Origin of the sequence: Microlunatus soli, assembly GCF_900105385.1 — a bacterium.
Classification (GTDB): Bacteria; Actinomycetota; Actinomycetes; order Propionibacteriales; family Propionibacteriaceae; genus Microlunatus; species Microlunatus soli.
Map to the genome: position 1 here is coordinate 3093654 of NZ_LT629772.1, position 23072 is coordinate 3116725.

Genomic DNA, 23072 nt, shown 5'->3' on the forward strand with positions numbered 1-23072 from the left:
CGGCGATCCGGCCCGGGGTCGATCGGGCAGCACGACGCCGGCCCTTCCATCGTTGTAATGATCTGTGCTGTACTGCTTCCGATCACTGCTGATCCCCCGAGAGGAACGTCATGTCCCGCGCGCTGAAGCTGTTGTTGTCGTTCTGTTCCGTCGCCGCCCTGATGATCATCGGCATCGTGCCGGCGTCGGCGGCACCGCCGGGAGGTGCGGAGAACGGCACCCGGCTGATGGGCGGCGTCGCCCTCTACCCGCGGGTGATCCGACTGCAGCATTCCGGACCGGCGACCGGCCGGATCATCGCCAGCGCCGTCACCTTCGACGCCGACGGCGCCGGCATCGGCGCGATCTTCGCCAGCACCGACCGTGGCCGCAGCTTCACCCGGATCGGCTCGGTCGCCGATCCGGGTGCGGCCGAGGGGCTGTGTTGCTCCACGCTGTACGAACTGCCCCGCCGGGTCGGCACGCTGTCCGCCGGCACCCTGCTCTGGTCGGCGTCGGTCGGCCAGGGTGCGGAGGTGCGCCGGATGACCCTGCCGGTCTGGGCGAGCTCGGACCACGGCCGGACCTGGCGCAAGCTCGGGACCGTGGCCACCTCGCCGAACGCCGGCGGACTCTGGGAACCTGAATTCACCGTGTCCCGTGATGGCCGGCTGGTGCTGTTCGTATCCGACGAGAGCCAGCAGCCGACCCACAGCCAGACCCTGGTCGCCTCGGTCTCCACCGACGGCGGCAGCTGGACGCCGCTGCGCAATGTGGTGGCCGCCGACGATCCGGCGCTGCGGCCGGGGATGCCGGTGGTTCGTCGGCTGCCGCACGGCGACTACCTGATGAGCTATGAGATCTGCGGTCCCGGCGAAGGCTGCCGGCAACGGATCCGCCGTTCCGCCGACGGCATCGACTGGGGCGACCCGACCGACCTGGGCACCCTGATCGGCACCGCCGACGGCAGCCACTTCCGGCACGCGCCGACGATCAGCTGGTACGCCGACGGCAGCCGGGACGGCGCGCTGCTGAGCGTCGGCCAGATGCTCTACGACTCCGCCGGGGCGGTCGCCGCCGGCAACGGATCGACGATCCTGACCACCGGCGGCGCACCCGAGGATCCCTGGGCCACCGCCGAGGCGCCGGTCCGGATCGCCGACCCGTACGACAACTACTGCCCGAACTACAGCTCGTCGCTGCTGCCGATGCCCGAACGCGGCCGGCTGCTGGAGCTGGCCACCGGCTACGACGCCGACGGTGTCTGCACCACCTACTTCGGCACCGGCAAGCTGCCCCGACCCTGACCCGGGATCCTGGGCCGTCGAAGGACCGCACAGGATTCCACCGACCGTTAGCCGGCCCAACATGTCGATCCCGGACACCTCCGTCCGTGTCGAGGGTGAGTGCGGCAGCCGAGACCGCACCGGACACGGAGGACGAGATGCACCAACGGACGGCACGGGACGCAGGCACAGCGGTGGCAGCCACGAGCGGCGAGGAGATCCTGCCGTTCCGGATCGAGGTGCCGCAGGCCGACCTGGACGATCTGCAGGACCGACTGCGGCGGGTCAGATGGGCGCCGCCCGCACCGGATGAGGTGGCACCGGATGAGGTGGCACCGGACGAGCAGGACGGCACCGCATCCCCGGGAGTGCGGCGGTACGGGGTCTCCACCGGGCGGCTCCGGCAGCTCGTCGAACGCTGGCGGAACGGCTACGACTGGCGGAGCTGGGAGGCCCGGCTGAACAGCTACCCCCAGTTCATCACCGGCATCGACGGGCAGCGGGTGCACTTCCTGCACGTCCGATCGCAACGGCCCAACGCGTTCCCGCTGATCCTGACCCACGGCTGGCCGGGATCGGTGGTGGAGTTCCTGGACGTGATCGACCGGCTGATCGAGCCGGACGCCGGTCCGGCATTCGATCTGGTGATCCCGTCACTGCCCGGGTTCGGCTGGTCCGGTCCGACCACGACCGGCTGGGGGCCGCGCCGGATCGCCCGGGCCTGGGCCACCCTGATGCAGCGACTCGGCTACCGCCGCTACGGCGCAGCCGGCAACGACTGGGGATCGGTCATCGCACCGGAGCTCGGCCGGGTGGCACCGGACGCCGTGCTCGGCGTGCACGTCACCCAGCTGTTCGGCAGCCCGCCCGGCTATCTGCCGTACGCGGCCGGCCCGGAGCCCGACGATCTCGACGACTTCGACGACGACGAGCGGCGTGCCCTGCAGGGTCTGCACGACTGGCTGCGGGTCGGAGCGTCCTATCACCATGTGCAGGCCGAACAGCCGCAGACGCTGGCGCATGCGCTGGCCGACTCACCGGTCGGCCTGCTCGGCTGGAACAGTCAGGTGATGGGTGGCGTCGATGACGACTTCCTGCTCACCCAGGTCACCCTGCACTGGCTGACCGGCACCGCCGGTTCGGCGATCCGGATCTACGCCGAGGACGCCGCCGAACCCTCCGCCGACGGGCCGACGACGGTGCCGCTCGGGTTGGCCCAGTTCCGCGACGACCTGCACGCGATCCGCCGCTACGCCGAACGTGATCACGCCAGGATCGTGTCCTGGCATGACTACGACACCGGCGGCCACTACGCCACCCACACCGACCCCGAGCTGTACAGCACCGACCTGCGGAACTTCTTCGCCGGCCTGCTGACCGACCGCTGAACCGAGCGGGTCAGCGGTTGTCGTCGGCCACCGCGGTGCCGTCCGGTGTCCGGTCCAGCGACTCGCTGCCATGATCAAGATCGAGACCGCGGGACAGCAGCGCGAAACCGATGCCGGTGACCAGATAACAACCGGCGATGACCACCAACACCGGCACCGACTTTCCGTTGTCGGGTACGACTCCGACACAGATCACCGCGGCCAGCACCAGCGACACGTTGAAGATCATGTCGTAGATCACGAACACCCGGCCCTTGTAATCGTCGTCGACGTGGGCCTGCACGAAGGTGTCGACGTTGATCTTGATCGCCTGGGCCAGGACACCACAGCAGAAGGCGGCGATCAGGATGCCGACCCGGGTGTACGTGGCACCCGGAAACACCTGCAGCACGGCCGATCCGATGAAACAGCAGACCATCCACGCCCGAGCCCCGATCCGATGCCGGACGATCGGGGTGACGGCGGCGGCGAGCACGAAACCGATCCCGGTGACCGCGGCCAACACACCGAGATCGCCGATCGCCGCGTCCACCTGGTCGACACGATGGAAGTAGTTGCGATAGACCAGGATGCTGGCCACCGTCACCACCCCGTACGGGATCCGGTGCAGGCCGATCATCACCAGCCCGAGGCCCGCCTCGCGGCGCTGCCGCAGATGGCCGACCGCGTCGATCAGCCCCCGTGCGACATCGGCGGCTCGGGTCCGTACGGTGCCGTCCGGGCCGAGCACCCGCCGACCCATCCGCAGGCTCAGCAGCGCGCTGACGGCGAACCCGCAGGCGGCCAACGCGAACAGCACTCCGTCGGCCGTGCTGGCCGGCACCCGGCCGCTGAGCACCAGCCGGATCCCGGTGGCCAGCCCGCCGCCGATGATCACCGCCGCCGGTCCGACGGTGGGCACCACGGAGTTGGCGACCAGATACTCCTCCGGCTCGACGGTGTGCGGCAGCGAGGCCGACAGCGCGGCCAGCAGGAAGCGGTTCAGGCTCATCGCCAGCAGCACGCCGCCGTAGAAGATGATCTCCCGGCCGCCGCTGGTGACGCCGCCGGCGACCAGCACGGCCAGCCCGAGACCGAGCACGGTCCGGCAGAGCTCGGTGATCAACAACACCTGCCGGCGGGACACCCGGTCCAGCACCACGCTGACGAACGGGCCGAGCACCGAGAACGGCAGCAGCGTGATCGCCAAAACGCCGGCGATCGCGGCCGCGTCCGGCTGCCGTTCCGGCGAGAACAGCACGAACGAGGCCAGCGCCACCTGCAGCACGGCATCGGCTGCCTGGGCGGCGACCCGGACGGCGAACAGTCGCCGAAAGAGCCGGTGCCGCCACAACTGGCGCAGACCGCGCAGAAACTCCACCGACGAAACCTACCCCGCTGAGCTGTCGGGCACCGGATGCCGCCCGTTGCCGGACGGCTGTGAGGCCAAGCTACTCGCCGTACTTCTCCACATAGTCGGCCAGCTTGTCGTTCTTCAACGCCTTGCCCAGTGCCTTCATCTTGGTCTCGTCCACGACGTCGATGCTGCCGACCCCGGACACGTTGTCGAAGCCGCTGATCGGGGCCTGGATCTGTTTGATGTCGCTGGGCGACAGCCGCAGCGACAGCGCGGTGTTGCGGATGTCACTGTTGGTCAGTTTGTTGTCGACCGTGACGTCCTTGGCGACTCCGGAGACGAAGGAGTTGAACTTCATCGGATTGCGGATGGTGTCGCTGCTCAAGCCCTTGGCCATGATCGCCTGGACGACCTTGCGTTGATTGGCCGACCGGTCGAGATCACCGTTGGGCAGGTGGTGGCGTTCCCGGACGAACCACAATGCCTCTTCACCCTGAATGGTGATCTTGCCCTTCGGATAGCTGTAGCCGTGAGATTTGAAGGCGTGCTTGTTCTGGACGGTGACGCCACCGAGGGTTTCGGTGAGGCTGATGAATCCCTCGAAATTCACTTGCGCGACATGATCCATCCGAGTGCCGGTCAACTGTTCCAAGGTGGCGACCGCCAGTTGCGGACCACCGAAGGAGTAAGCGGCGTTGATCTTGTTCTTGCCCTTGCCCGGAATATCGACATACATGTCGCGCGGGAACGAGACGATGTAGGCGCCCTTCCGGTCCGAGTCCAGATGCATGATCATCAACGTGTCGCTGCGACCGTTGTCCTGCATCTTCGAGGGGTCCCGGCTGTCCGATCCCATCAGCACGAAGTTGAGCGACTTGTCGTCGGTGTCCTTCTTCGGCCGCGGTGACTGCCCCGGAGCGGTCGGCTCATCGGGTGGCAGGTTGTCGGCGCGCTTGATGTTCTGGCTGACACTGCGGTCGATGGACAGCGCGTAGAGACCACCGGCTGCTGCCGCGACGACCACCACGACCAGCAGGGTGATCAACAACCGCAGCGGCCAGCGCCGCTTCTTCCGCCGGCGGGGGCCGGCGTTACCCGGTCCGGCGGCGCCGCCACTCGAGACGAGCCCGAGGCCCTCGTCGTCGGTCGGAGTGCTCATCTGCCTTCAACCATCCTCAATGTCGTCGACTGGTCAGTCGGCCGGCGTCCCACAAGGCTCATCGATTCCGTCGGCACCCGCTCCGGGCACACCGGACGAACACCGTGACCGGCGCGCATCGTTGACCCCCGCGGACATGACCCTCGAAATCTGGCCAGAGTCTACGCAGCGCGGGTGAAGGTCACATGAGATGGGAGCAAGTCCGGTTTCAGGAATTCCGGGCGACGGGATTCCCGGGCGTTGAAAAGCCGGATTCACCGAGCGCGGCGGTCGGACATCGGCCCGGCTCACCGACCCGGGCTCGCAGCAGCGATGCCGGTCGGTCGTACGCTCTTGGCCGTGGCACGAGCAGAGGATGCGGCCCGGCGGGCGGAACTGGCGGCCAGCACGCGGCGGGCCGAGGCGGCGCGCGCCCAGCGGCTGATCGACGACTTCGTCGCCGCCGCCGAACGGGCCGGCATCGCCGCGGAGCCGTTGCAGGCCCGGCTGCTGACCGGTCAGCGGGTGCGTACCGACCGGTCGGGTTGGTATCTGCGCCGGGATCGGAGCATCGCGATCGGCACCGACGGCGGCTACTACGCGCTGCTGGTGCCCGGCGGTCTGCGGGAGCGGTTCCGCGGCGCCCGGTTGCAGCCCAGCCCACCGCCGATGATCGTCGGCCGCGGCGGCAAGGACGGCGAGACCGGCGATCTCAGCTTCTTCCTGGACCGGCGGCTGGCCGAGGGCTGAATCCGCCCCGGCGCCACCCGGCCAGACTCAGAAGTCCTCCATGGTGGCCGACGAACGCCGCGCCTTCATGTGCTTCAGGTACTGGTCGACGACCTCGTTGGGCTCTCCGCGCTCCATCAGGCGTCCCTTGTCGATCCAGATCGCCTCGTCACAGAGGTCCTTGATGCTGCCCAGCCCGTGGCTGACCAGGAACATCGCCCGCGCCCGGGACCGCAACTCGGCCATCTTGGCGCTGGCCTTCTCCTTGAAGTGCGCGTCGCCGGTGGACAGCGCCTCGTCGATCATCAGGATGTCGGGCTCCATGTGCACCGCGACCGAGAACGCGACCCGGGAGAACATGCCCGAGGAGTAGGTCCGCATCGGCATGTCGATGAAGTCGCCGAGCTCGGTCCAGTCGGCGATCTCGTCGGCCCGGGCCTCCACCTGCTCCCGGGACAGGCCGGCCGCCAGACCGCCGAGGATGATGTTCTCCCGGCCGGACAGGCTGTTGTTGAAGCCGACACCGAGCGCCAGCAACGTGCTGGCCCGACCCCACACCTCGACGCTGCCGGTGGTCGGCGGCAGGATGCCCGCCATCGCCCGCATCAGGGTCGACTTGCCGGCGCCGTTGGCGCCGATGATGCCCATCGCCGTACCGGTGCGAACCTCGAAGGTGACGCTCTTCAGGGCTTCCACCTCACGTACCGCACGCTGTCCGCGACCGAACCGGGTGAGTGCCTGCCGCAGCGTCGGCTTCTTCTCGAAGCTGGTCCGGTAGGTGATCGACAGGTCGCTGACCTTGATCGCCAGGTCGGTGCGCTGTTCGGCCGGCAGGTGGGACTGGTCGGGGATCTCCGGTCGGCGCTCCATCGGGCCCATGCCCTGGAGCAGCCGAAACTTCTTGCGTCGGGTCGGCAGCGCGGCGCCTGCCTTGCGGGGGCCGCCCTTCCCCTTGGCTGCTTGGCCCTTGGCTGCTTGGCCCTTGGCGGTTTGGCCCTTTGCCGCCGCGCCCTTCTTGGCTGCCTGGCCCTTACCCGTCTTGGCCGGAGCCTTGCCCTGCTTCGGCTTGCCCGCTGCCGGCTTGGTCTGCGGGGCCTTCTTCGGGGCGGCCTTGTTGGGCGCCGCCTTGGGCTGGTCGGCCTCGCTCTTGGCAGCCTCGGGTGCCGCCGTCGTCGCCGAATCCTCACCGGCGGCGGTGACCGATCCGGCATCCTGGCTGTCGGCCGGCGACTGCTCGCCGCGCACCCGCCGTCCCTCGGCCTGATCCGCCGTTCCAACCTGATCCGCCGTTTCAGCGTCCTGGTCGGACGGGATCTGCCAGGTCCAGGTCCGAGTCGGGGCGTCTTCGTCGGCAGCAGCGCCGTCGTCGCCGTGGCCGTCGGCCCGGGACGGGAATCGGACCGGAGTCGACGGCGAACCGGGAGTGCTGTCGTCGGCTTCGCGGGCGCGCCGGGGCCGCGCCTCGGTTGAGGCGTCGGAGGAGGACGTACGGTCCGGGTCGGCCGGCGTCTCAGAGGACACGGACAGCGAACTCACGCTCCCTGGAGATGAAGAACAAAAATCCTACGATGACCGCCGCGGCGGCCCAAGCAGCCGACGTCACCCACACGTACGGGTCCGGCCATTCCGACTTCTGCAGCAGATCGGAGTATCCGGTCAGCATGCTGAACGTCGGGTTCACCTGCACGATGGCCTGGACGACCCGCGGCAACTGGCTCATGTCGTCGGCCGACCACAGGATCGGCGAGCCGTAGAGCCACATCCGCATCAGGTAGGGCAGGAAGCTCGCAGTGTCGCGGAAGTAGACGGTCATGGTCGAGACCAGGGCCGCCATCCCCATCGAGAAGACGACCAGGCAGGCGGCGAAGAACACCGACAGCAGCATTCGCCAGGACCAGACGTCGCCGACGATGGCGTGGATCACCAGATACAGCGGGATGGTCGGCAGGAATCGGAAGAACGCCGTCCGGACCGCCGACAGCGGGATCAGCAGCCGGGGGAAATTGGTGTTCAACAGCACCTTGCCCGCGGTGGTGACCGACTTGGCGCCGCTGCTCATCGACACCTGGAAGATGCTGAACAGGAACAGTGACCCGGTCAGGTGCCCGATCCGCTCCTTGGCGGCGGCCGGATGTTCGATCCCGCCACGGATCAGCATGATCATCAGGAAGTAGACGCCGGCCTGGAGCAGCGGGTTGAGCACCAGCCAGGCCTGGCCGAAGAAGGTGTTGGTGTTGGCCCCGCGCATCTTCGCCCGGCTCATCTCGGCGGCGAACTGCCGGCGCTGCCACAGCGAGCGGAAATACTCCACCACGTTCGGCAGTCCGGCGCGATGCGGGCTGAAATGTTGGTAGACCGGGGCATCGGTCGGCGCGCCCTGAACTGGCATCCCGGTTCCGCTCCTCGTCATCCCTGCAGGCCCACTCGATCGGGCGGCCGGGTCGGTCGACTCTGCTCGACCCGTCCGTCTGTGATCCTCAGCGTTGCGGCCGGCATCCCGGCCGGGCCTTGGTGAAGGCCTCGAACAGTCTGCCACGCGGTCGGCGTTCTCCAGGTATTCCGCGCTGTGGGAACCGACAGGTTTCCCTGGTGATGAGGTAGGAATTAGCTCGGCGTGCACGATCTCGGCCCCGAAAGGGATGCCTCACGCAGACGCCGATGTCGGACCGAGCTGGTGAGTCGGCCCCGGCGGTTGATCGTCGAGGCCGACCCACGTCATCGGCTGACCAGCTCCGCCCGAAGCGAAAACCCCCGAAGAGGATGGTCGGCGGGCGGGAGCCGGCTCGGGTCGACCTGTCCCCCGACCGGTCGACCGCCTGGCGTGATTCCGGCCGCACTCTCCCAACTGCGGTCGGCGCCGATAACAGCGTGCTGATTCCCGGGCTGGTTGTCCAGTCAACTAGCTCTAGCATCCTGCAAGGGTTGTCCCAGTGCGTCCGCACCGCTCGGTACAGTTGACATCAGTCCGGTGGTTCCGGGCTTCGATCGGCGAGTGACCGGGAGATGAGCGCGCTGTCCGCACCCACAACGGCCCGCCGTGTCGGCAGGCAGCTGCTGACCGTCGTTCTGGCGGTGATCACGCTGGCGATCGCGGCGCTGCTGGCCTGGGCGACGTTGGCGACACCGTTGGCCGACGAACTGCCGGATCTGCCCGACGAACCGGACATGATCAACGATCTGCCCGCCAATCTGACCTGGTTGCTGCTGATCGGGATCGCGATCGTCTCCTGGCGCCAGCTCGGGATCGGTTTGGTGACCGCCGCCGGATCCGCGGCGGCGGTGCTGTTGGTCGCCTACGTCGAGGCGTCCCGCTTCGCGGCCGACGGGATCGGCGGCTCGGCCCTGGTGCTGATCTTCGTGATCGCCGTCATCGAGGCCGGCAGCTTCGTCGCCGTCGGGATCGCCACCGGTGTGTTCGGTTGGCATCAACGGGCCAAACTGCGGGCCGTCGGCGGCTGACCCGCTCGCTCGATGGCGGCCGGTTGTGCGGTGACGGCGACCGGACCGTACGGAGGGACAACGTCGTGGACGCCTCGGACAACACCGGCGATGGCTCGGACAACACCTCGGCCAACACCGCTGCGACAGGCTGACGGCATCGGTCGAGCTGACGACCGACTCTCCGACCGAAAGGTGCCTGGTGTCCGAAGGGCGACGATCGATCACGTACTCCCGCTTCGCGCTGGTCGACGCGTTGAATGCCGAGTGGAGCGAGCTGGACGGCAATCACCGGCTGGCCGGTTACGGCCGCGCCGAGGTCGGTCGATGGGCCGCCGATCATCCCGCCCTGGTCGGCTGCGGCAGCGCCGGCGACGTGCTGCAGGCGATCCGGGATCGACCGGACGAGGTGCTCGCCGCACTGATCGCGGTGCATCAGGAAGGGACCCGGCACAACCGGGTGGGTTCGTCCGGCCGACCGGCCGGCGAGTTGGCCGGCCGGATCGTGCTGCAGACCATGCTCGGCAAACTGGTGACGATGGCCCGCCGGGATCACCGGCACGCCGTGGAGGACTACGTCGGGCAGCTGTGGGCACGGATCGGGTGCTACCCGCTGGCCAGGCGGCCCCGACGGATCGCGGCAAACCTGGCACTGGACACCCTGAAGGCGGTGACCCGCGATCACACCCGTGGTTCGTCTCGGGTGGCCGTTGCGGTGCCGGTGTCGGAGGAGGATCTGGAGCGCGCCGGTCTGGTGGCGGATCCGCGGGTCGGCGACGGTGTCGACGACCTCAGTGCGCATCGGGTGCTGCGCACTGCCCAGGACCTGGATCTGATCGATGACGCGACCCGGCGGCTGCTGTTGTCGGTCTATCTCGAAGGGCTGTCCAGCGTCGACGCCGCCGCTCGGTTCGGGCTGGCACCGACGACCGTGCGCTATCGCTGCAGTCGGGCGATCAGGAATCTGGCCGCCCATGCGACGGTGATCAGAGATGCCGCCTGAGCCCCGGGACGGTACGCCATCGGACCGTTCGACGTCGCCGACCACCGGGCTCTCCGGGCCCGGCAGATCGGGGACCGTTGAAAACTCGGTTGGCGGCAGCCGGAATGGCGAGGGTTCGGTAAAGCCATTGGCTATCAATGGGGCCGACGGGACAGGTGGGTCGGTTGATGCCCGGGTCTTGACATCCGGATTGCGTCCGCTGAATTCTTTGTCCCCAGATACGCCTGCATCACCGCAGTTGGCATCACCGCATTCGGCGTCTCTGTGCTCGGGGGAGCGGTCGAACTCTCAGGAAAGGCCTGCAATCGGAATGGCAGTGGACGAACAGGCCACTCGGTCGCGGACACCCCCGCGCGAGCCCGACATTCCCGCGACCCCACAAACGCGGACCCGGCGCAATCCACGCTGGATAGCGCTCGGCATCATTGCCATCTGTCTGGGCGCGATCGCCTCTTTCTTCCTCTATTCGCAGGTGGCGGAGTCCCACCGGGTGGTCGCGGTTCGGCATTCGATCAGCCGCGGCGAGACCATCAAGGCCGACGATCTCGGACAGGTCAGTGTCGGTGACACCGGCGGGCTGGTCACCGTTCCCGCGACCCGGATCGGCAGCCTGGTCGGCAAGGTGGCCGCGGTCGACCTGGTCGAGGGATCACTGTTGCCGCCCGATGCGATCACCGACGTGCTGCCGCCCGACAAGGGCAACGGCGTGATCGGGATCAAGGTGGCGACCGGCCGGGCGCCGAGTGGGTTCCTGGCCGCCGGCAGCCCGGTCCGACTGGTGATCCTGCCGGTCGATGCCGCCGGGGTCGACGCCACCTCGGGTCAGAGCACCTCCGCCTCGACGTCAGGCACTGCGCCGCCGGGTGACGGGTCGGCCGCCGAGATCACCAACGTGGCCACCATCTCCGCTGCGGTGATCAACTCCGACCAGGCCGAGGACGGTGTCTTCCTCAATCTCGAGCTGGCCACCGACGAAGCCGTCGAGGCGGCGTCGTACGCAGCGCAGGGGCGGGTCGTCGTCGTCCGCGAGTCGGAGCGGTGAGATGGCGCTGATCGTGATGGCTTCGGCCGCCGGTGCACCCGGTGTCACCAGTGCGGCGGTCGGGTTGGCGATGACCTGGACGCAGTCGGTGATCATGGTCGACGCCGACCCGGGTGCTCACCAGGCAGTGCTGGCCGGCTACCTGCGAGGGCAGGTGCCGACCGGCAAGGGTCTGCAGCGGGTGGCCGAGGCGCACCGGGACCGCAGACCGCTGGCCGAGGCCGTCAGCGACGAGACCATCCCGCTGGCCGACGAATCGGCCGCCGCTACGACGGGCTCCGCGACATCGTCGGCGCGATCGGACGGCACCAGCAGGCGACTGCTGCCGGGCTTTGCCCGGCCCGCGAATGCCGCGCTGTTCGGCCCGGTCTGGCCGGACCTTGCCGACACCTTCGTCGGCTATGAACAGGCCGGAATCGACGTCTTGGTCGACGTCGGTCGGTTGGGCGGCGACGGTGTGCCGCAGGCATTGGTCGACCGGGCCGATCTGGTGCTCTTGGTGACCCGGAGCAATCTGCGGTCGATCGCCGCCGCACGCGGCTGTTGTCTCCGCCTTCGGGAGCAGAGTCGGTTGACCGGCAACGAGTCCAATCTGGGCCTGATCCTGATCGGGGAGAACCAGCCGTACGGCCGTCGGGAGATCGCCAATCTCCTGTCGATTCCGGTGGTTTCGGTGATTGCCGATGACGTCGAATCCGCCGCCGTGTTCTCCGACGGGGCCCGGCGGAGCCGGAAATTCGGCCGGTCCCCGCTGGCCAGGTCGTTGCATCGCGCCACGGAGGAGATCGGCTCGCAGATCCGTCGCCGGCGGGCGCGACTGGGACTGGACGAACCGCAGCACGAACCGGCGCTCGAGCCGTTGTCACTCGAAATCCCCGGCGATCAGCCGGCCCCAGGGCAGTCAGCGGTTCCGCCGGCACCCACCGGCGCGGCCGCTTCTCAGACTGCGCCATCGCGGACGGTGACCTCACAGACCGGACCTTCTCAGGCCGGACCGTCTCAGAGTGGATCCCCTCAGACTGGGCCCTCCCAGCCGGCCACGTCCGGTGCGCCGGCGGCATCGGCGATGAACGCCTGGATCCGGGCCGGCAACGGGAGCGACGGTGAACGTCATGGCTGATCGCCGTACCGACTTCGTCGCCAGCGCGGGCGCGGCGCCGTCGCCGCTGGAGGAGGTGCCGATGTTCCTGCCGTCGCCGGGGGACCAGCGGCGCGACGGAGAACTGGCTGCGCAGTCACCGCTGACTCCGGCCCGTTCCGATCCCCTGCCCTCCGATCTTCCGTCCGATCCCACCCGATCCGGGCACACCGGCTCCGTGCCAGGCAGCACACCCCGTCCGACGATGTCGGTGCGTGAGCAACGTCGTCGGGTCGACTGGACCTCTGCGGTCGACTGGTCCCAGGTGGTCTCGCTGCGCAAGGCGGCGTCGGAGGTGATCACCGGAGAGAGCCAGGCGTACCTGACCGAGAACGGTCGGCCGATGCCGGCCGAGGACCGGCTGCTGATGGGACGCTCGGTGATCCGCCGGGTGGTCAACGATCACGTCCGGGCGCTGCACCGCGACGGTGCGGCGTTGTGGTCTCCGGAGACCGAACGCACCTACGCCCAGGCCGTGGAGGACAGCGTCTTCGGCTACGGCCGGATGCAACCCCTGTTCGAGATCGAGGATGCCGAGAACATCGAGATCCACGGCTGGGACAGCGTCAAGGTCCAGTACGGCGACGGTCGCCGGGAGACGATGCCACCGGTCGCCGACAGCGACGAGGAGCTGGTCGACGCGATCCGGTTCCTCGGGGAGAACGCCAGCCCGAGCCGGCCGTTCGACGACACCCACCCGACGATGACCCTGGCGCTCGGCGACCGGTTCCGGCTGCACGCGATCGGCTTCGGCCTGTCCTATCGGCCCAGTGTGGTGATCCGGCAGCACACGTTGACCGACACCTCGCTGCTGGACCTGTCCCGCGGTGGGCTGATGCCGATCGAGGTGGCCCGCTTCCTGGACGCGGCGATCCTGGCCCGCAAATCGATGGTGATCGCCGGTGATCAGGGCGCAGGGAAGACGACCCTGCTCCGCGGCTTGATCAATTCGATCCCGGCCGCCGAACGGTTCGGAACGCTGGAGACCGACTACGAGTTGATGTCGCACCTGCAGCCCGGTCGGGAGAACATCCTCGCCCTGCAGGCCCGGGTCGGCCACGGCGAGCGGGAGGGTGCCGAACAGTTGGGCACCTTCACCGTCGCCGATCTGTTCCCCGAGGCGCTGCGGCAGAACCTGTCCCGGCTGGTCGTCGGTGAGGTCCGCGGTGGCGAGGCGTTCGCGATGTTCGAAGCGATGCAGGCCGGCGCCGGCACCCTCAGCACCACCCACTCCCATTCGGCGGAGTCCACGATGGACCGACTCGCCGCCCGGGTGGCGCAGGGCGGGGTGCTGACCATCGACGAGGCCTACCGGCAGATCGCGCTGAATATGCACATCTTCATCTACGTGAAGCTGGTCGACGATGCCTGGAAGGGCGGTGCCCGGCACCGGTTCATCTCCGAGATCCGGACGTTGAACCGGGCGATGGAGAACCAGCGCCCGGTCAGCCATCTGGCCTACAGCTCGCACGGCACCGCGAAGCAACCGGCCGGCTTCTATCCCGACGCCGACTTCGAGGCCGAGATCGCGCCGTTCTATCGCGCATTGCCCGGCAGCGGATGGCGGCTCGGCCGCGGGCCGGCGGAGGCACTCTGATGGAACCCTTCCTCGCTGCCTGGTCGGGCCTCCTGGTCGTGGGCGGTGTGATCGCGCTGATCATCGGACTGCGCCGCCGCCCGGTGCGATCGGGCCGTCAGACCGGTCGGCGTCGCGAGCGGGAGTCGCTCGCGACCCTGTGGGCCCGGATCAGCCGTCGGCCACCCGGTGAGGCCGGGCGCCGCCGCGACCTGATCCTGCTGGTGGCGTTGGTGATCGGGTTCGTGATCGCCGCTGTCTCGGGGTGGCTGGTGATGATCGTCGTCGTCCCTGCCGTGGTCTGGGTGCTGCCGCTGATCCTGAGCCCGCCGAAGGACCGCGACGTGATCCTGCTGGAGGCGCTGGACCGCTGGGTCCGCAATCTCTCGGCGTCGCTGCCGACCGGGAAGTCGATCCCAGACGCGATCCGACTGTCCGGCCGGACGGCCCCCGATGCGATCGCCGAACCGCTCGGCGGACTGATCACCCGGCTCAACAACAGATGGGACGGTCGGGATGCGCTGATGCGGTTCGCCGATGACCTGGACAGCCCCGATGCCGACGGCGTGATCGCCGCACTCATCCTGGCGTCGAACCGTGGAGCGAACGGGGCCGCGATCACGCTGACCGAGTTGGCCGATTCGATCCAGTCCCAGCTCAAGGGACGCCGCGAGATCGAGACCGAACGCACCAAGCCCTACACGGTGGTACGGCAGGTGACGGTGATCACCGCGCTCACCCTGACCGCGGCCTTCCTGTTCGCGCGAACCTTCTTCGAACCGTACGGGACACCGGTCGGCCAGTTGATCCTGGCGCTGCTGATCGCGCTCTACCTCGGATCGTTACTGCTGATGCGGCGTCGCGCCCAGCCGCAGAAGCGGCAGCGGATCCTGGTCGGGATGCACCGATGACGACCGGACTGATCTTCGTCTCCGGGCTGCTGGTGGCCGGCGGCATCGTGCTGATCGTCGCCGGCCTGGTGCCGGCGACCCCGCACCTGGCCGACACCATCTCGCGGCTCTACCAACCGATCGGTGCCCGCCCGGACGACAGCGCCCGTGGCCGGCTGACGGCTGCCGCGACACCGACCGAGCGACTGGGCAGCTGGCTCTACCGACGGACTCCGGTCCCGTTGACCGCCGGCCAGCAGCGGGCGCTGCAGATCCGCGGCCGATCGATCATCGAGTTCTATGCCGACAAGGCGGTCTGGACGATCATCGGGCTGACGATGCCTCCGATCCTGGCCGGCTTCTGGGCGTTGATGACCGGCGGCGTCCCGCTCGCCGTGCCGGCGCTGGCAGGCGTCGTCGGAGCCGTGGTCGGCTACTTCGTCCCGGATCTGTTGCTCCGGGGGCAGGCCGAGGAGACCCGGAACGACGCATCGTCGGCGGTGCTGATGTACATCGACCTGGTCACCCTGGAACGGTTGGCGAACGCCTCCGGCACCCAGGCGTTGCAGAACGCCGCCGAACTGTCCGACGTGCCGTTGTTCCGGCAGTTGCGCGGCGCGCTGGAACGGGCCCGCCTGGAGCAGCAGGCGCCGTACACCGAGCTGCGTCGGCTCGCCGATGATCTTGATCTGCAGGAGCTGCGGGACCTGTCCGACGTGATGCAACTGGACGAGAGCGGCGCAGCCCTGTCCGGATCGCTGCGGGCCAGGGTCCGGGAGCTGCGGGATGCGCATCTGGCGACCACCCTGCGGGAAGCGAATGCCGCCTCGGAGGGGATGACGGTCTACATGACGATCCCGGCGATGTTGCTGGGCGTGATGTTCATCATCCCGGCCCTGATGCGGATTGTGGGGACCTGACATGCGACGGCAACGACGACCGGACGAGTTATCCACAGCAAGATCTGGGTGCGGTCCCGCAATTGCTTAGGCTGAGCGGGCGCAGCCACCGATGATCATGAATCGACAGCTACCACGACAAAGAGGTAATGCAGATGAGAGCACAGCTCGCCACCGCGCTCGGCTGGTGGATCAACGTCAAGCATGCGCCACGGGACGAGCGGGGCCTGAGCCAGTCCACCGAGGTCGCGATCCTGCTCGGCGCAGCCGTGCTGGTGGCCCTGGCCATCCTCGGCTTCGTGACCGGCTACGTGCAGGACCGACTCGGGCAGATCAAGCAACCGAAATACTGACCGCTTGACCTCGTGATCCGCCCTCGGAGGTGGGTCGCGTTGGACGCCTGATGATCATGATCGTGGAGGGAGGGACGATGAAGCGATCTCGGCGGAGCGATCGCCGACCGCGATCGGCAGTCTGCAACCGGCGTAGCCAGCGCGGGGTCACGGCGAGCACCCAGTTCGCCGTCATCTTCCCGGCCCTGATGTTGATCATCTTCGGAATGATCCAGGCCGGTATCTGGCTGCACGCCCGCAATGTCGCGGGGGAGGCCGCGAATGCGGCCGCCGACGTCGCCCGCAGCTATCGGGGCGACGCCGGTCGTGCCCGACAGGTCGCCTACAAGATCACCGCGGTCGGCGGCCTGCGCGACGTCACCGTCGCCGTGGTCCGGCAGCAGGGTCGGGTGGACGTGACCCTGACCGGACGCGCACCGATCGTCTTCGACATCGGGTTGGCAACCGTCTCGGAGTCGGCCAGCGCCCCGCTGGAGCGGGTGACCACTCCGTGACGCAGATCAGTCCGAGCAGGATCACCGGGACCCGGGTATCGCACACGCGGCGCGACGAACGCGGGCTGTCGCCGGGCATCGAGTTGGTGGTGTTGCTGCCGGCGCTGCTGCTGCTGGTCGGCGTGACCGTTGCCGGCGGCCGGCTCTGGTTCACCCGGTCAGCGGTCACCGAGGCTGCCTATTCCGCCGCCCGAGCGGCCTCCTTGGAGCGCTCGGCAGCCCCGGCCCGGACGGCCGGCCGGGACGCTGCCACGGCACAGCTGCGGACCGACGGCGTGCGATGCTCCGAGCGCGCGATCTCCCTCGACACGGGCGACTTCGCCGCCGAGGTCGGAGAGCCGGGAGCGGTCGTTGCCGAGGTGCGGTGCCGGATCGGATTTGGCGACATCGCTGTCCCCGGTCTGCCCGGCACCATGCTGATCACCGGGAGCGCCTCCGCTCCGATCGACACGTATCGAGAACGCTGATGATGATCATGACCGGAGCACCGGCAGCAGATGCCGAGCGGGGCCAAGCGATCAGCGTGCTGGCGATGGGGATCGTCGCTATGTTGATCATGGTCGCCGGACTGGTGATCGACGGCGGTCAGAAGGCCGCGGCGATCAGCCGTGCCGAGTCCGCGGCTGCCGGTGCGGCCCGCGCGGCCGCCAACGCCGGAGCCGGCGGCACCCTCGGCACCGGCGGGGACCGGTCGGTCGCGATCAGCCGGGCCAGGACGGCGGCACTCAACTACCTGCGCGGCGTCGGGGGCGGCACCGGACCACGGGTGTCGGGCACGGTCACCGTGGACGGCGCCGAGGTGCACGTGCACACCAGCGTCACCGTGACGACGATCTTCCTGTCGCTGATCGGCATCGACACCTTGTCGGCCGCCGGCGATGCGACTGCCAGGGTGGTGCCGACATGAGCCGCGGGTCCGTCGCGGCGGGGAGACTCGTCAAGGGGCTCGGCGCCCTGATCGCGCTGCTGGCTGCCGTGGTCGGCATCCCGTGGCTGTTGATCAAGCTCGCCGGCAACCCGCTGCCGGTGCATCCCAGCATCGACGGACTGTGGCACGCACTGACCACTCCGGACGACGGCAGCATCCTGATCGGCCTGGTCGCGCTCGTCGCCTGGATTGCTTGGCTGGTGTTCGCCGTCTCGGTGATCGCCGAGCTGATCGCGGTGCTCAGCAGGCAACGGGTCCGGATCCGGCTTCCCGGGCTGGCCGGTCCGCAGAAGCTGGCCGGCGGGTTGATCCTGCTGGTCCTCGCAGTCTTCATCGCGCCGCACCAGATGGCCTCCGCGCAACCGCTGCCGACCGGCCCGGACAACTCGCCGACGACGACGGTCTCCGCGGGGCAGTCGTCCCGGACTCCCACCGCCGGTGCCGATCACGCCCGCACCGAGGGCGCGGAGGATGGGAAGTCCGGCGACGGCAGGCCCGGGGCGAGTCGGGGCGACAGCGACCGGGCTGCGGCCGAGCGAGCCGCGTCCGACGAGGCGGAGACCGGAACCGTACGGCATCGGGTCACCGAGGGTGACGATCTGTGGAGTCTGGCCGAGCACTACTACGGCAAGGGCGACCAGTGGCGTCGGATCGCGCACGTCAACCCGCGGGTGCTCACCGGCGGACCGGACCGGCTGGAGCCGGGCTGGATGCTGCGGATCCCCGATGTCGACCAGCAACCCGACCGGTATCGGGTGCGGCCCGGTGACTCACTGTCCTCGATCGCCGAACGCAGCTACGGCGACGCCGAGCAGTGGCATCGGATCCACCGGGCCAACGCCGACCGGGTGATCGACCCGGACGAGTTGCCGGTCGGTCTGCAGCTGATCATCCCCAGTGCTGCCGGACCCGACGCGGGAACCGGCGCCGGGCCCACCCGGCACGCGTCGTCGGAGCACCGGTCGACAGAGGATCGCGGCGCCACCCAGCCCGAGCGAGGCCAGTCCGAGCGAGCCGAGGTGGAACGAGACCAGGCGGAACGAGACCAGGCGGAACGAGACCAGGCGGAACGAGACCAGGCGGAACGAGATCGGGCAGAACGCGCACCGTCGCAGCAGGCGGACGCATCAGCGGACGACTCGCCCGCCGGCGGGTCGGCGCGTCCCGGGCCCGGTGCGGGGCAACGGTCCGGTGCGGGGCAACCGTCGGCTGCGGCGGAACCGACAGCCGGCGCGCCCGGACGATCGACGACCGGATCCGGTGAGCACCACAGCACCGGCACGGAGCCGGGGACCGCGGTTCCGCGACGGGCCGGATCGGCCGCGCCGATGGATGTGGGCGAACCGGCGCCGGTCCCGGTCCAGGGGGCCGAGGTCGCGCCGCGCGCGATGCAGGTCACCGGGGTCGGGGCACTGCTGGCGGCGGCCCTGATCGGCGGATTGCTGACCCGACGGCAGATCCAACTCCACGGTCGCGGTGTCGGCCGACGGATCACTCCACCGCAGCCCGAGGCTCAGCAGCTCCGTACGACGCTCGGTCGACAGCAGGACCGGCTCGGCGTCGACCAGCTCAATCTGGCGCTGCGGGCGATCGGCCGGGACTGTCGACGTCACGACCGCCCGGTGCCCGAACTCGTGGTGGCCCGAGTCGCCCCGGAGCAGATCACGCTGACGATGGCGGCACCGGATCTGGAACCGCCGGTGGGGTTCACCGTCGACGGCGCCGAATGGCGACTGACGGCAACGGACGCGAGCTATCTGATCCAGGATCGGGAACTGGCCGACTGCATCCAGCCCTACCCGGCACTGACGTCGCTGGGCACCGATGCGTCCGGCGCCCCGGTGCTGCTCAATCTCGAGGCCGCCGGCGTGCTGGCGTTGGAGGGGGCCGAGATCGGGTCCCGGGTCGGCGGAGCCTTGGCCGCGATGCTGACCGAGCTGTCGACTGCTCCGTGGGCCGAGGACCTGGTGGTCACCGTGGTTGGCGGCGACAGCCGGCTGGTGTCGGCGATCGACCGCTACAACGTCGGGACGGCCGACGATCTCGATCAGCTGCTGGAGCATTGGGAGCAGCGCGCCGAACTGCAACGCGACCACCTGACCGAAGACGTGACGCCGCTGGACCTGCGGATCGATCCCGACCTGGCCGATCCGTGGCTGCCCGAGGTCGCGTTGATCATGGACGAACCCGACCCGGCGCAGGCCGACAGGCTGCGCCGACTGCTGCTGGACGGCCCACCGGTGACGATGTCCGCGGTCCTGCTCGGTGAGCACCCGATCCCGTGGCGGGTCCACTACGTCGACCTCGGTCAGGACGGAGCCGGCGGGGAGCTGGCGCCACTCGGCTGGCGGTTCGCCGCCCAACTGCTGGACGAGCCGGTGGCCGAGCTGATCGAGGAGCTCCTCGACAACAGCGCCACCGAACTGACCGAACCGGCACCCTGGTGGGCGGCCGACTTCCCGGCCGGCAGCCACGCCCCGCAGCGAGCGACGTCCGAGACCGTGGATGCCGAGCCGATGCAGTTGATCAGCACCGAGCTGCCGCCGACGGCCCTGCCCGCAGCGACGCCGCGGGTTCCGGCAGCGACACCGCGGGGGCCGACGGAAACGGCACCCGCTCCGGCCCCGGACCCGGATCATCCGCTGATCCCTGATCAGCCGGGGGACTCGACGAGCCCCTGGCCGTCGGCCGCCGCGCGCTCAACCAGCGCTGCCGCCGCCGCTGACCCGGTTGCCGCGTCCGACGAGCACTGGGCCTGGTTGGGCCCGGTGGATCGGCCACGGACCCGACCGGATGTGGCGAGTGAGGAGAACGTCATCGTGCCCAGTCCGTTTGCCGACCCGACGCCGCGGACGCCTCGACATCCGACGATCATGCTGCTCGGACCGATCGAGATGCTCGGGGCCGCCGGCAACCCGCCGACTCGTGCGGTTCTGCAGTGCGTGGAGTACGCGACCTGGCTGCTGGAACATCCTGGCAGCACGGCCCAGGCGATGGCAGCGGCGCTGGTGGTTGCCGAAGGAACCCGGCGGTCCAACATGAGCAGACTGCGCAGCTGGCTGGGCAGCGACGACCAGGACCAGCCCTATCTGCCGGACGCCTATTCCGGCCGGATCACCCTCTCCCCGCTGGTCAGCTCGGACTGGCATCGGCTGCAGCTGCTGACCGCAACCGGTGTGAACCGTGCCGGTACGGAAGGACTGTGCAAGGCGCTGGATCTGGTCCGAGGAGCGCCGTTGGCCGATGCCGCTCCGGGGCAGTGGCACTGGGCCGAGGAAATGCGTACCGACATGGCGTCGGTGATCCGCGACATCGGCGTCGAACTGACCAACCGGGCCCTCGACGATTCCGATCTCGACCTGGCGCGGTGGGCCGCTTCCCGCAGCCTGACCGCCGCGCCGCAGGACGAGTTCCTGATGGGAGCCAGGATCCGTACCGAGCACCAGGCGGGGAATCCGGCCGAGGTGGAGCGGCTGGCGCTGCAACTGGCCGCCCACGGCCGAGCGCTCGGCGTCGACCTGCATCCGGACACCGTGGATCTGCTCCAGCAGGTGATGGAGGGCCGGCTCCGGGCGCGAGCCTGACCAGGTGGGCAACGACTGTTCGGAAGAACTGCGCAGTTCGGAACAAGACCCGGGCAGTTCAGAAGAAGACGGGGGCAGTTCGGAAGAAGTGGACGCAACCTGACAGCTTCTGACAGGTCTTCGGTGGCAGGCTGATCGGATGGCAACCCAGTACTACACCGCGACCAGTGTCGACGGGTTCATCGCCGACGCGGACAACTCCCTGGACTGGCTGTTCCAATTCGACGAGGGCGACGAGTCCCCGTACCCGGATTTCATCGCCGAGGTCGGCGCGCTGGTGATGGGCGCGACCACCTATCGATGGATCCATGCCCATCATCTGGATGCCGGCGCCGACCGGCCGCAGCCGTGGCCGTATCGACAGCCGTGCTGGGTGTTCAGCCACCGGCCGCTACCGGCCGTCCCCGACGCCGAGCTGCACTTCGTCTCCGGCGACATCGCCGCCGCTCATGCCGAGATCGCCGAGGCTGCCGGCGGGAAGAACATCTGGCTGGTCGGCGGCGGCGATCTGGTCGGGCAGTTCCACGACCACGGCCTGCTGGACGAGATCATCCTCGGGGTCGCGCCGGTGACACTCGGCAGCGGTGCCCCGGTGCTTCCACGGGCCATCGTCGACCCACCGCTGGAGCTGATCGGCGTCGACTCGGTGGCCGGCACCTTCGCCTACCTGCGGTATCGGGTCGGTGGTCGACCGGCAACGTGAGACGCCTCTCACCGCTGGGATCGCGGGCCGGGCAACGGGTACAGTCAATGACAGGGCTAGTGCCAGGAGCTACCCGGACACGACGCGCGGGAGGTGCGGATGCGAAGGACCGACGGACGACTGGTCCGGTACGGCGCCGCGCTCGCATTCCTGCTGGCAGCCGCCGTCGCCAGCAGGCTCACCGGACTCGATCATGCCGCGATCCTGCTGATCGTCGGCGGCGTGGTCGTCGCCGGCCTGTTCCTCGGTCGGGGCCGAGACGATCGCGGTGACCGCGGCGGACCCGGCGGCGGTGGTGGCCGGGGCGAGCGGGCCGAAGGTCAGCCGATTCCGATCCGGGTCCGCGCCGATCGCATCAGGCGGCGTTGACCCGATAGTCGCCGGCCTCGTCCACCGCGGCCTCGATCAGCGCGAAGTCGATCGGCTGCTGGCTGGTCACCGTCAGCGATCCCTGAGCAAGATCGACCACGGCCTGTTCGACACCGGGGACGGCGCTGACCTCCTCGGTCACCGCGTTGACGCAGTGCTCGCAGGTCATGCCCTGGACGGTGTAGTTGTTGATCATGGCATTCTACCTTTCTGGTAAGGGTTTTCGGGCGGCGACCATTGTCCGTGCCGCCGATGTTGATCATGGAATGCTCGGGTGCCGATCAGGAAGTTGATCATGGACCGGAGACGGTTGCGGACATGATCATCCGGGCTCGATCAGGACCGGACCAGCCGGGCGATGGCCTGTGATGCTTCCTTCAGCTTGGCGTCGGCGTCGTCTCCGCCGGACCGCACCGCCTCGGCAACACAATGATCAAGATGGTCGTCCAACAGCCCGAGCGCGACCGACTGCAGTGCACTGGTCATCGCCGAGACCTGGGTGAGGACGTCGATGCAGTACTTCTCTTCCTCGATCATTCGTTGCAGGCCGCGGGCCTGCCCCTCGATCCGGCGCAGCCGTTTGAGATATTCGGCCTTGTGGTTGTGGGTCAGGTAGCCGTGCTGATGAGCGGTCGCCTCCTCGGCGCCGGCCTCGCCGGAAGCCCCCGTCGTCGCGCTGGCGGGCAACTCGGCAATGTCATCGCGGATCTCGGTGCTGTCGGTCGGTGGCGTCATCGGTGCTCCTCCTGGTCATCGCACAGCATACCCCTCCGGGGTAATGAAGGAAGATGCCGCCCGG

Annotated in this window: 23 protein-coding genes; 17 read left to right on the top strand and 6 right to left on the bottom strand. The window is 69.0% G+C overall.

All coding sequences use genetic code 11. The annotated features are described in order from the left end of the window. Positions 1-110 precede the first annotated feature (110 nt). Both BLU38_RS14205 and BLU38_RS14210 read left to right on the top strand, forming a co-directional pair. Positions 111-1286 (top strand): sialidase family protein, encoded by a 1176-nt coding sequence (locus BLU38_RS14205; RefSeq protein ID WP_091525780.1) that lies wholly within the window; start codon positions 111-113, stop codon positions 1284-1286. Between the two features lie 173 nt (positions 1287-1459). After that, positions 1460-2653, top strand: a complete 1194-nt coding sequence (locus tag BLU38_RS14210) for an epoxide hydrolase family protein (RefSeq protein ID WP_231920343.1) — start codon at positions 1460-1462, stop codon at positions 2651-2653. Between the two features lie 10 nt (positions 2654-2663). Here BLU38_RS14210 and BLU38_RS14215 read toward each other — a convergent pair whose 3' ends face one another. Both BLU38_RS14215 and BLU38_RS14220 read right to left on the bottom strand, forming a co-directional pair. Then, the gene (locus BLU38_RS14215; protein WP_091525782.1) at positions 2664-4013 is read right to left on the bottom strand and encodes an MFS transporter; all 1350 of its coding nucleotides are present in this window, start codon (positions 4011-4013) and stop codon (positions 2664-2666) included. Positions 4014-4083: 70 nt separating this feature from the next. Beyond that, complete coding sequence (locus BLU38_RS14220; RefSeq protein ID WP_091525783.1) at positions 4084-5148, bottom strand: LCP family protein; 1065 nt, start codon at positions 5146-5148, stop codon at positions 4084-4086. A 312-nt stretch (positions 5149-5460) separates the two neighbouring features. On the opposite strand from BLU38_RS14220, the gene BLU38_RS14225 reads away from it, so the two are divergent. Beyond that, entirely contained in the window at positions 5461-5877 is a 417-nt protein-coding gene (locus BLU38_RS14225) for a hypothetical protein (RefSeq protein ID WP_091525785.1), read from the top strand. Between the two features lie 27 nt (positions 5878-5904). Here BLU38_RS14225 and BLU38_RS31735 read toward each other — a convergent pair whose 3' ends face one another. Both BLU38_RS31735 and BLU38_RS14235 read right to left on the bottom strand, forming a co-directional pair. Next, complete coding sequence (locus BLU38_RS31735; RefSeq protein WP_231920344.1) at positions 5905-7392, bottom strand: ABC transporter ATP-binding protein; 1488 nt, start codon at positions 7390-7392, stop codon at positions 5905-5907. Continuing rightward, entirely contained in the window at positions 7367-8245 is an 879-nt protein-coding gene (locus tag BLU38_RS14235; protein WP_091525787.1) for an ABC transporter permease, read from the bottom strand. Before BLU38_RS14235 ends, BLU38_RS31735 begins: the two co-directional genes overlap by 26 nt. Before the next feature lie 614 nt (positions 8246-8859). Between BLU38_RS14235 and BLU38_RS14240 the strand changes: the two genes are divergently transcribed. The 14 genes from BLU38_RS14240 to BLU38_RS14305 all read left to right on the top strand — a co-directional run bounded on the left by BLU38_RS14240 (position 8860) and on the right by BLU38_RS14305 (position 22273). Beyond that, positions 8860-9315, top strand: a complete 456-nt coding sequence (locus BLU38_RS14240; RefSeq protein WP_091525789.1) for a hypothetical protein — start codon at positions 8860-8862, stop codon at positions 9313-9315. Between the two features lie 181 nt (positions 9316-9496). Continuing rightward, positions 9497-10297, top strand: a complete 801-nt coding sequence (locus BLU38_RS14245) for an RNA polymerase sigma factor (RefSeq protein WP_091525792.1) — start codon at positions 9497-9499, stop codon at positions 10295-10297. 310 nt (positions 10298-10607) lie between these two features. Then, positions 10608-11339, top strand: a complete 732-nt coding sequence (locus tag BLU38_RS31225; protein WP_231920345.1) for an SAF domain-containing protein — start codon at positions 10608-10610, stop codon at positions 11337-11339. A 1-nt stretch (position 11340) separates the two neighbouring features. Beyond that, complete coding sequence (locus BLU38_RS14255; RefSeq protein ID WP_091525797.1) at positions 11341-12459, top strand: hypothetical protein; 1119 nt, start codon at positions 11341-11343, stop codon at positions 12457-12459. Further along, entirely contained in the window at positions 12452-14074 is a 1623-nt protein-coding gene (locus BLU38_RS14260; protein ID WP_231920346.1) for a CpaF family protein, read from the top strand. The genes BLU38_RS14255 and BLU38_RS14260 overlap by 8 nt, the downstream gene beginning before the upstream one ends. Beyond that, a complete protein-coding gene (locus BLU38_RS14265) occupies positions 14074-14964 on the top strand; it encodes a type II secretion system F family protein (RefSeq protein ID WP_157683459.1) in 891 nt (296 codons plus the stop codon). Before BLU38_RS14260 ends, BLU38_RS14265 begins: the two co-directional genes overlap by 1 nt. After that, positions 14961-15863, top strand: a complete 903-nt coding sequence (locus tag BLU38_RS14270) for a hypothetical protein (RefSeq protein ID WP_091525801.1) — start codon at positions 14961-14963, stop codon at positions 15861-15863. The genes BLU38_RS14265 and BLU38_RS14270 overlap by 4 nt, the downstream gene beginning before the upstream one ends. Before the next feature lie 134 nt (positions 15864-15997). Beyond that, positions 15998-16195 carry a hypothetical protein gene (locus tag BLU38_RS14275; RefSeq protein ID WP_231920464.1) on the top strand — a complete coding sequence of 66 codons (198 nt, stop codon included), beginning with the start codon at positions 15998-16000 and terminating at the stop codon, positions 16193-16195. Between the two features lie 77 nt (positions 16196-16272). Beyond that, positions 16273-16689 (top strand): TadE family protein, encoded by a 417-nt coding sequence (locus BLU38_RS14280; RefSeq protein WP_157683460.1) that lies wholly within the window; start codon positions 16273-16275, stop codon positions 16687-16689. Further along, on the top strand, positions 16686-17156 hold the full coding sequence (locus tag BLU38_RS30925) for a TadE/TadG family type IV pilus assembly protein (protein ID WP_157683461.1): 471 nt from the start codon (positions 16686-16688) through the stop codon (positions 17154-17156). Before BLU38_RS14280 ends, BLU38_RS30925 begins: the two co-directional genes overlap by 4 nt. 8 nt (positions 17157-17164) lie before the next feature. Beyond that, entirely contained in the window at positions 17165-17596 is a 432-nt protein-coding gene (locus tag BLU38_RS14290; RefSeq protein ID WP_157683462.1) for a hypothetical protein, read from the top strand. Next, positions 17593-21201: a LysM peptidoglycan-binding domain-containing protein gene (locus BLU38_RS14295; RefSeq protein WP_091525810.1), complete on the top strand. Its 3609-nt coding sequence runs from the start codon at positions 17593-17595 to the stop codon at positions 21199-21201. The genes BLU38_RS14290 and BLU38_RS14295 overlap by 4 nt, the downstream gene beginning before the upstream one ends. Positions 21202-21340: 139 nt before the next feature. Beyond that, on the top strand, positions 21341-21904 hold the full coding sequence (locus BLU38_RS14300; protein ID WP_091525812.1) for a dihydrofolate reductase family protein: 564 nt from the start codon (positions 21341-21343) through the stop codon (positions 21902-21904). A 99-nt stretch (positions 21905-22003) separates the two neighbouring features. Continuing rightward, the gene (locus BLU38_RS14305; RefSeq protein ID WP_091525814.1) at positions 22004-22273 is read left to right on the top strand and encodes a hypothetical protein; all 270 of its coding nucleotides are present in this window, start codon (positions 22004-22006) and stop codon (positions 22271-22273) included. On the opposite strand, the gene BLU38_RS14310 is transcribed toward BLU38_RS14305, so the two are convergent. Both BLU38_RS14310 and BLU38_RS14315 read right to left on the bottom strand, forming a co-directional pair. Then, positions 22260-22469 (bottom strand): heavy-metal-associated domain-containing protein, encoded by a 210-nt coding sequence (locus tag BLU38_RS14310; RefSeq protein ID WP_091525816.1) that lies wholly within the window; start codon positions 22467-22469, stop codon positions 22260-22262. The genes BLU38_RS14305 and BLU38_RS14310 overlap by 14 nt on opposite strands. Before the next feature lie 140 nt (positions 22470-22609). Continuing rightward, positions 22610-23008, bottom strand: coding sequence for a metal-sensitive transcriptional regulator (locus tag BLU38_RS14315; RefSeq protein WP_091525818.1), 399 nt, complete (start codon positions 23006-23008; stop codon positions 22610-22612). Positions 23009-23072: the final 64 nt, after the last annotated feature.

What these genes read in the sequence shown, in the direction of transcription:
- BLU38_RS14235 (WP_091525787.1), bottom strand. Translation starts at nt 8,245, where the DNA reads ATGCCAGTTCAGGGCGCGCCGACCGATGCCCCGGTCTACCAACATTTC.
- BLU38_RS14220 (WP_091525783.1), bottom strand. Translation starts at nt 5,148, where the DNA reads ATGAGCACTCCGACCGACGACGAGGGCCTCGGGCTCGTCTCGAGTGGC.
- BLU38_RS14275 (WP_231920464.1), top strand. Translation starts at nt 15,998, where the DNA reads ATGAGAGCACAGCTCGCCACCGCGCTCGGCTGGTGGATCAACGTCAAG.
- BLU38_RS14310 (WP_091525816.1), bottom strand. Translation starts at nt 22,469, where the DNA reads ATGATCAACAACTACACCGTCCAGGGCATGACCTGCGAGCACTGCGTC.
- BLU38_RS14305 (WP_091525814.1), top strand. Translation starts at nt 22,004, where the DNA reads ATGCGAAGGACCGACGGACGACTGGTCCGGTACGGCGCCGCGCTCGCA.
- BLU38_RS14280 (WP_157683460.1), top strand. Translation starts at nt 16,273, where the DNA reads ATGAAGCGATCTCGGCGGAGCGATCGCCGACCGCGATCGGCAGTCTGC.
- BLU38_RS14290 (WP_157683462.1), top strand. Translation starts at nt 17,165, where the DNA reads ATGACCGGAGCACCGGCAGCAGATGCCGAGCGGGGCCAAGCGATCAGC.
- BLU38_RS14225 (WP_091525785.1), top strand. Translation starts at nt 5,461, where the DNA reads ATGCCGGTCGGTCGTACGCTCTTGGCCGTGGCACGAGCAGAGGATGCG.
- BLU38_RS14205 (WP_091525780.1), top strand. Translation starts at nt 111, where the DNA reads ATGTCCCGCGCGCTGAAGCTGTTGTTGTCGTTCTGTTCCGTCGCCGCC.
- BLU38_RS14295 (WP_091525810.1), top strand. Translation starts at nt 17,593, where the DNA reads ATGAGCCGCGGGTCCGTCGCGGCGGGGAGACTCGTCAAGGGGCTCGGC.
- BLU38_RS14300 (WP_091525812.1), top strand. Translation starts at nt 21,341, where the DNA reads ATGGCAACCCAGTACTACACCGCGACCAGTGTCGACGGGTTCATCGCC.
- BLU38_RS14265 (WP_157683459.1), top strand. Translation starts at nt 14,074, where the DNA reads ATGGAACCCTTCCTCGCTGCCTGGTCGGGCCTCCTGGTCGTGGGCGGT.
- BLU38_RS14255 (WP_091525797.1), top strand. Translation starts at nt 11,341, where the DNA reads ATGGCGCTGATCGTGATGGCTTCGGCCGCCGGTGCACCCGGTGTCACC.
- BLU38_RS14270 (WP_091525801.1), top strand. Translation starts at nt 14,961, where the DNA reads ATGACGACCGGACTGATCTTCGTCTCCGGGCTGCTGGTGGCCGGCGGC.
- BLU38_RS14240 (WP_091525789.1), top strand. Translation starts at nt 8,860, where the DNA reads ATGAGCGCGCTGTCCGCACCCACAACGGCCCGCCGTGTCGGCAGGCAG.
- BLU38_RS31225 (WP_231920345.1), top strand. Translation starts at nt 10,608, where the DNA reads ATGGCAGTGGACGAACAGGCCACTCGGTCGCGGACACCCCCGCGCGAG.
- BLU38_RS14315 (WP_091525818.1), bottom strand. Translation starts at nt 23,008, where the DNA reads ATGACGCCACCGACCGACAGCACCGAGATCCGCGATGACATTGCCGAG.
- BLU38_RS14260 (WP_231920346.1), top strand. Translation starts at nt 12,452, where the DNA reads ATGGCTGATCGCCGTACCGACTTCGTCGCCAGCGCGGGCGCGGCGCCG.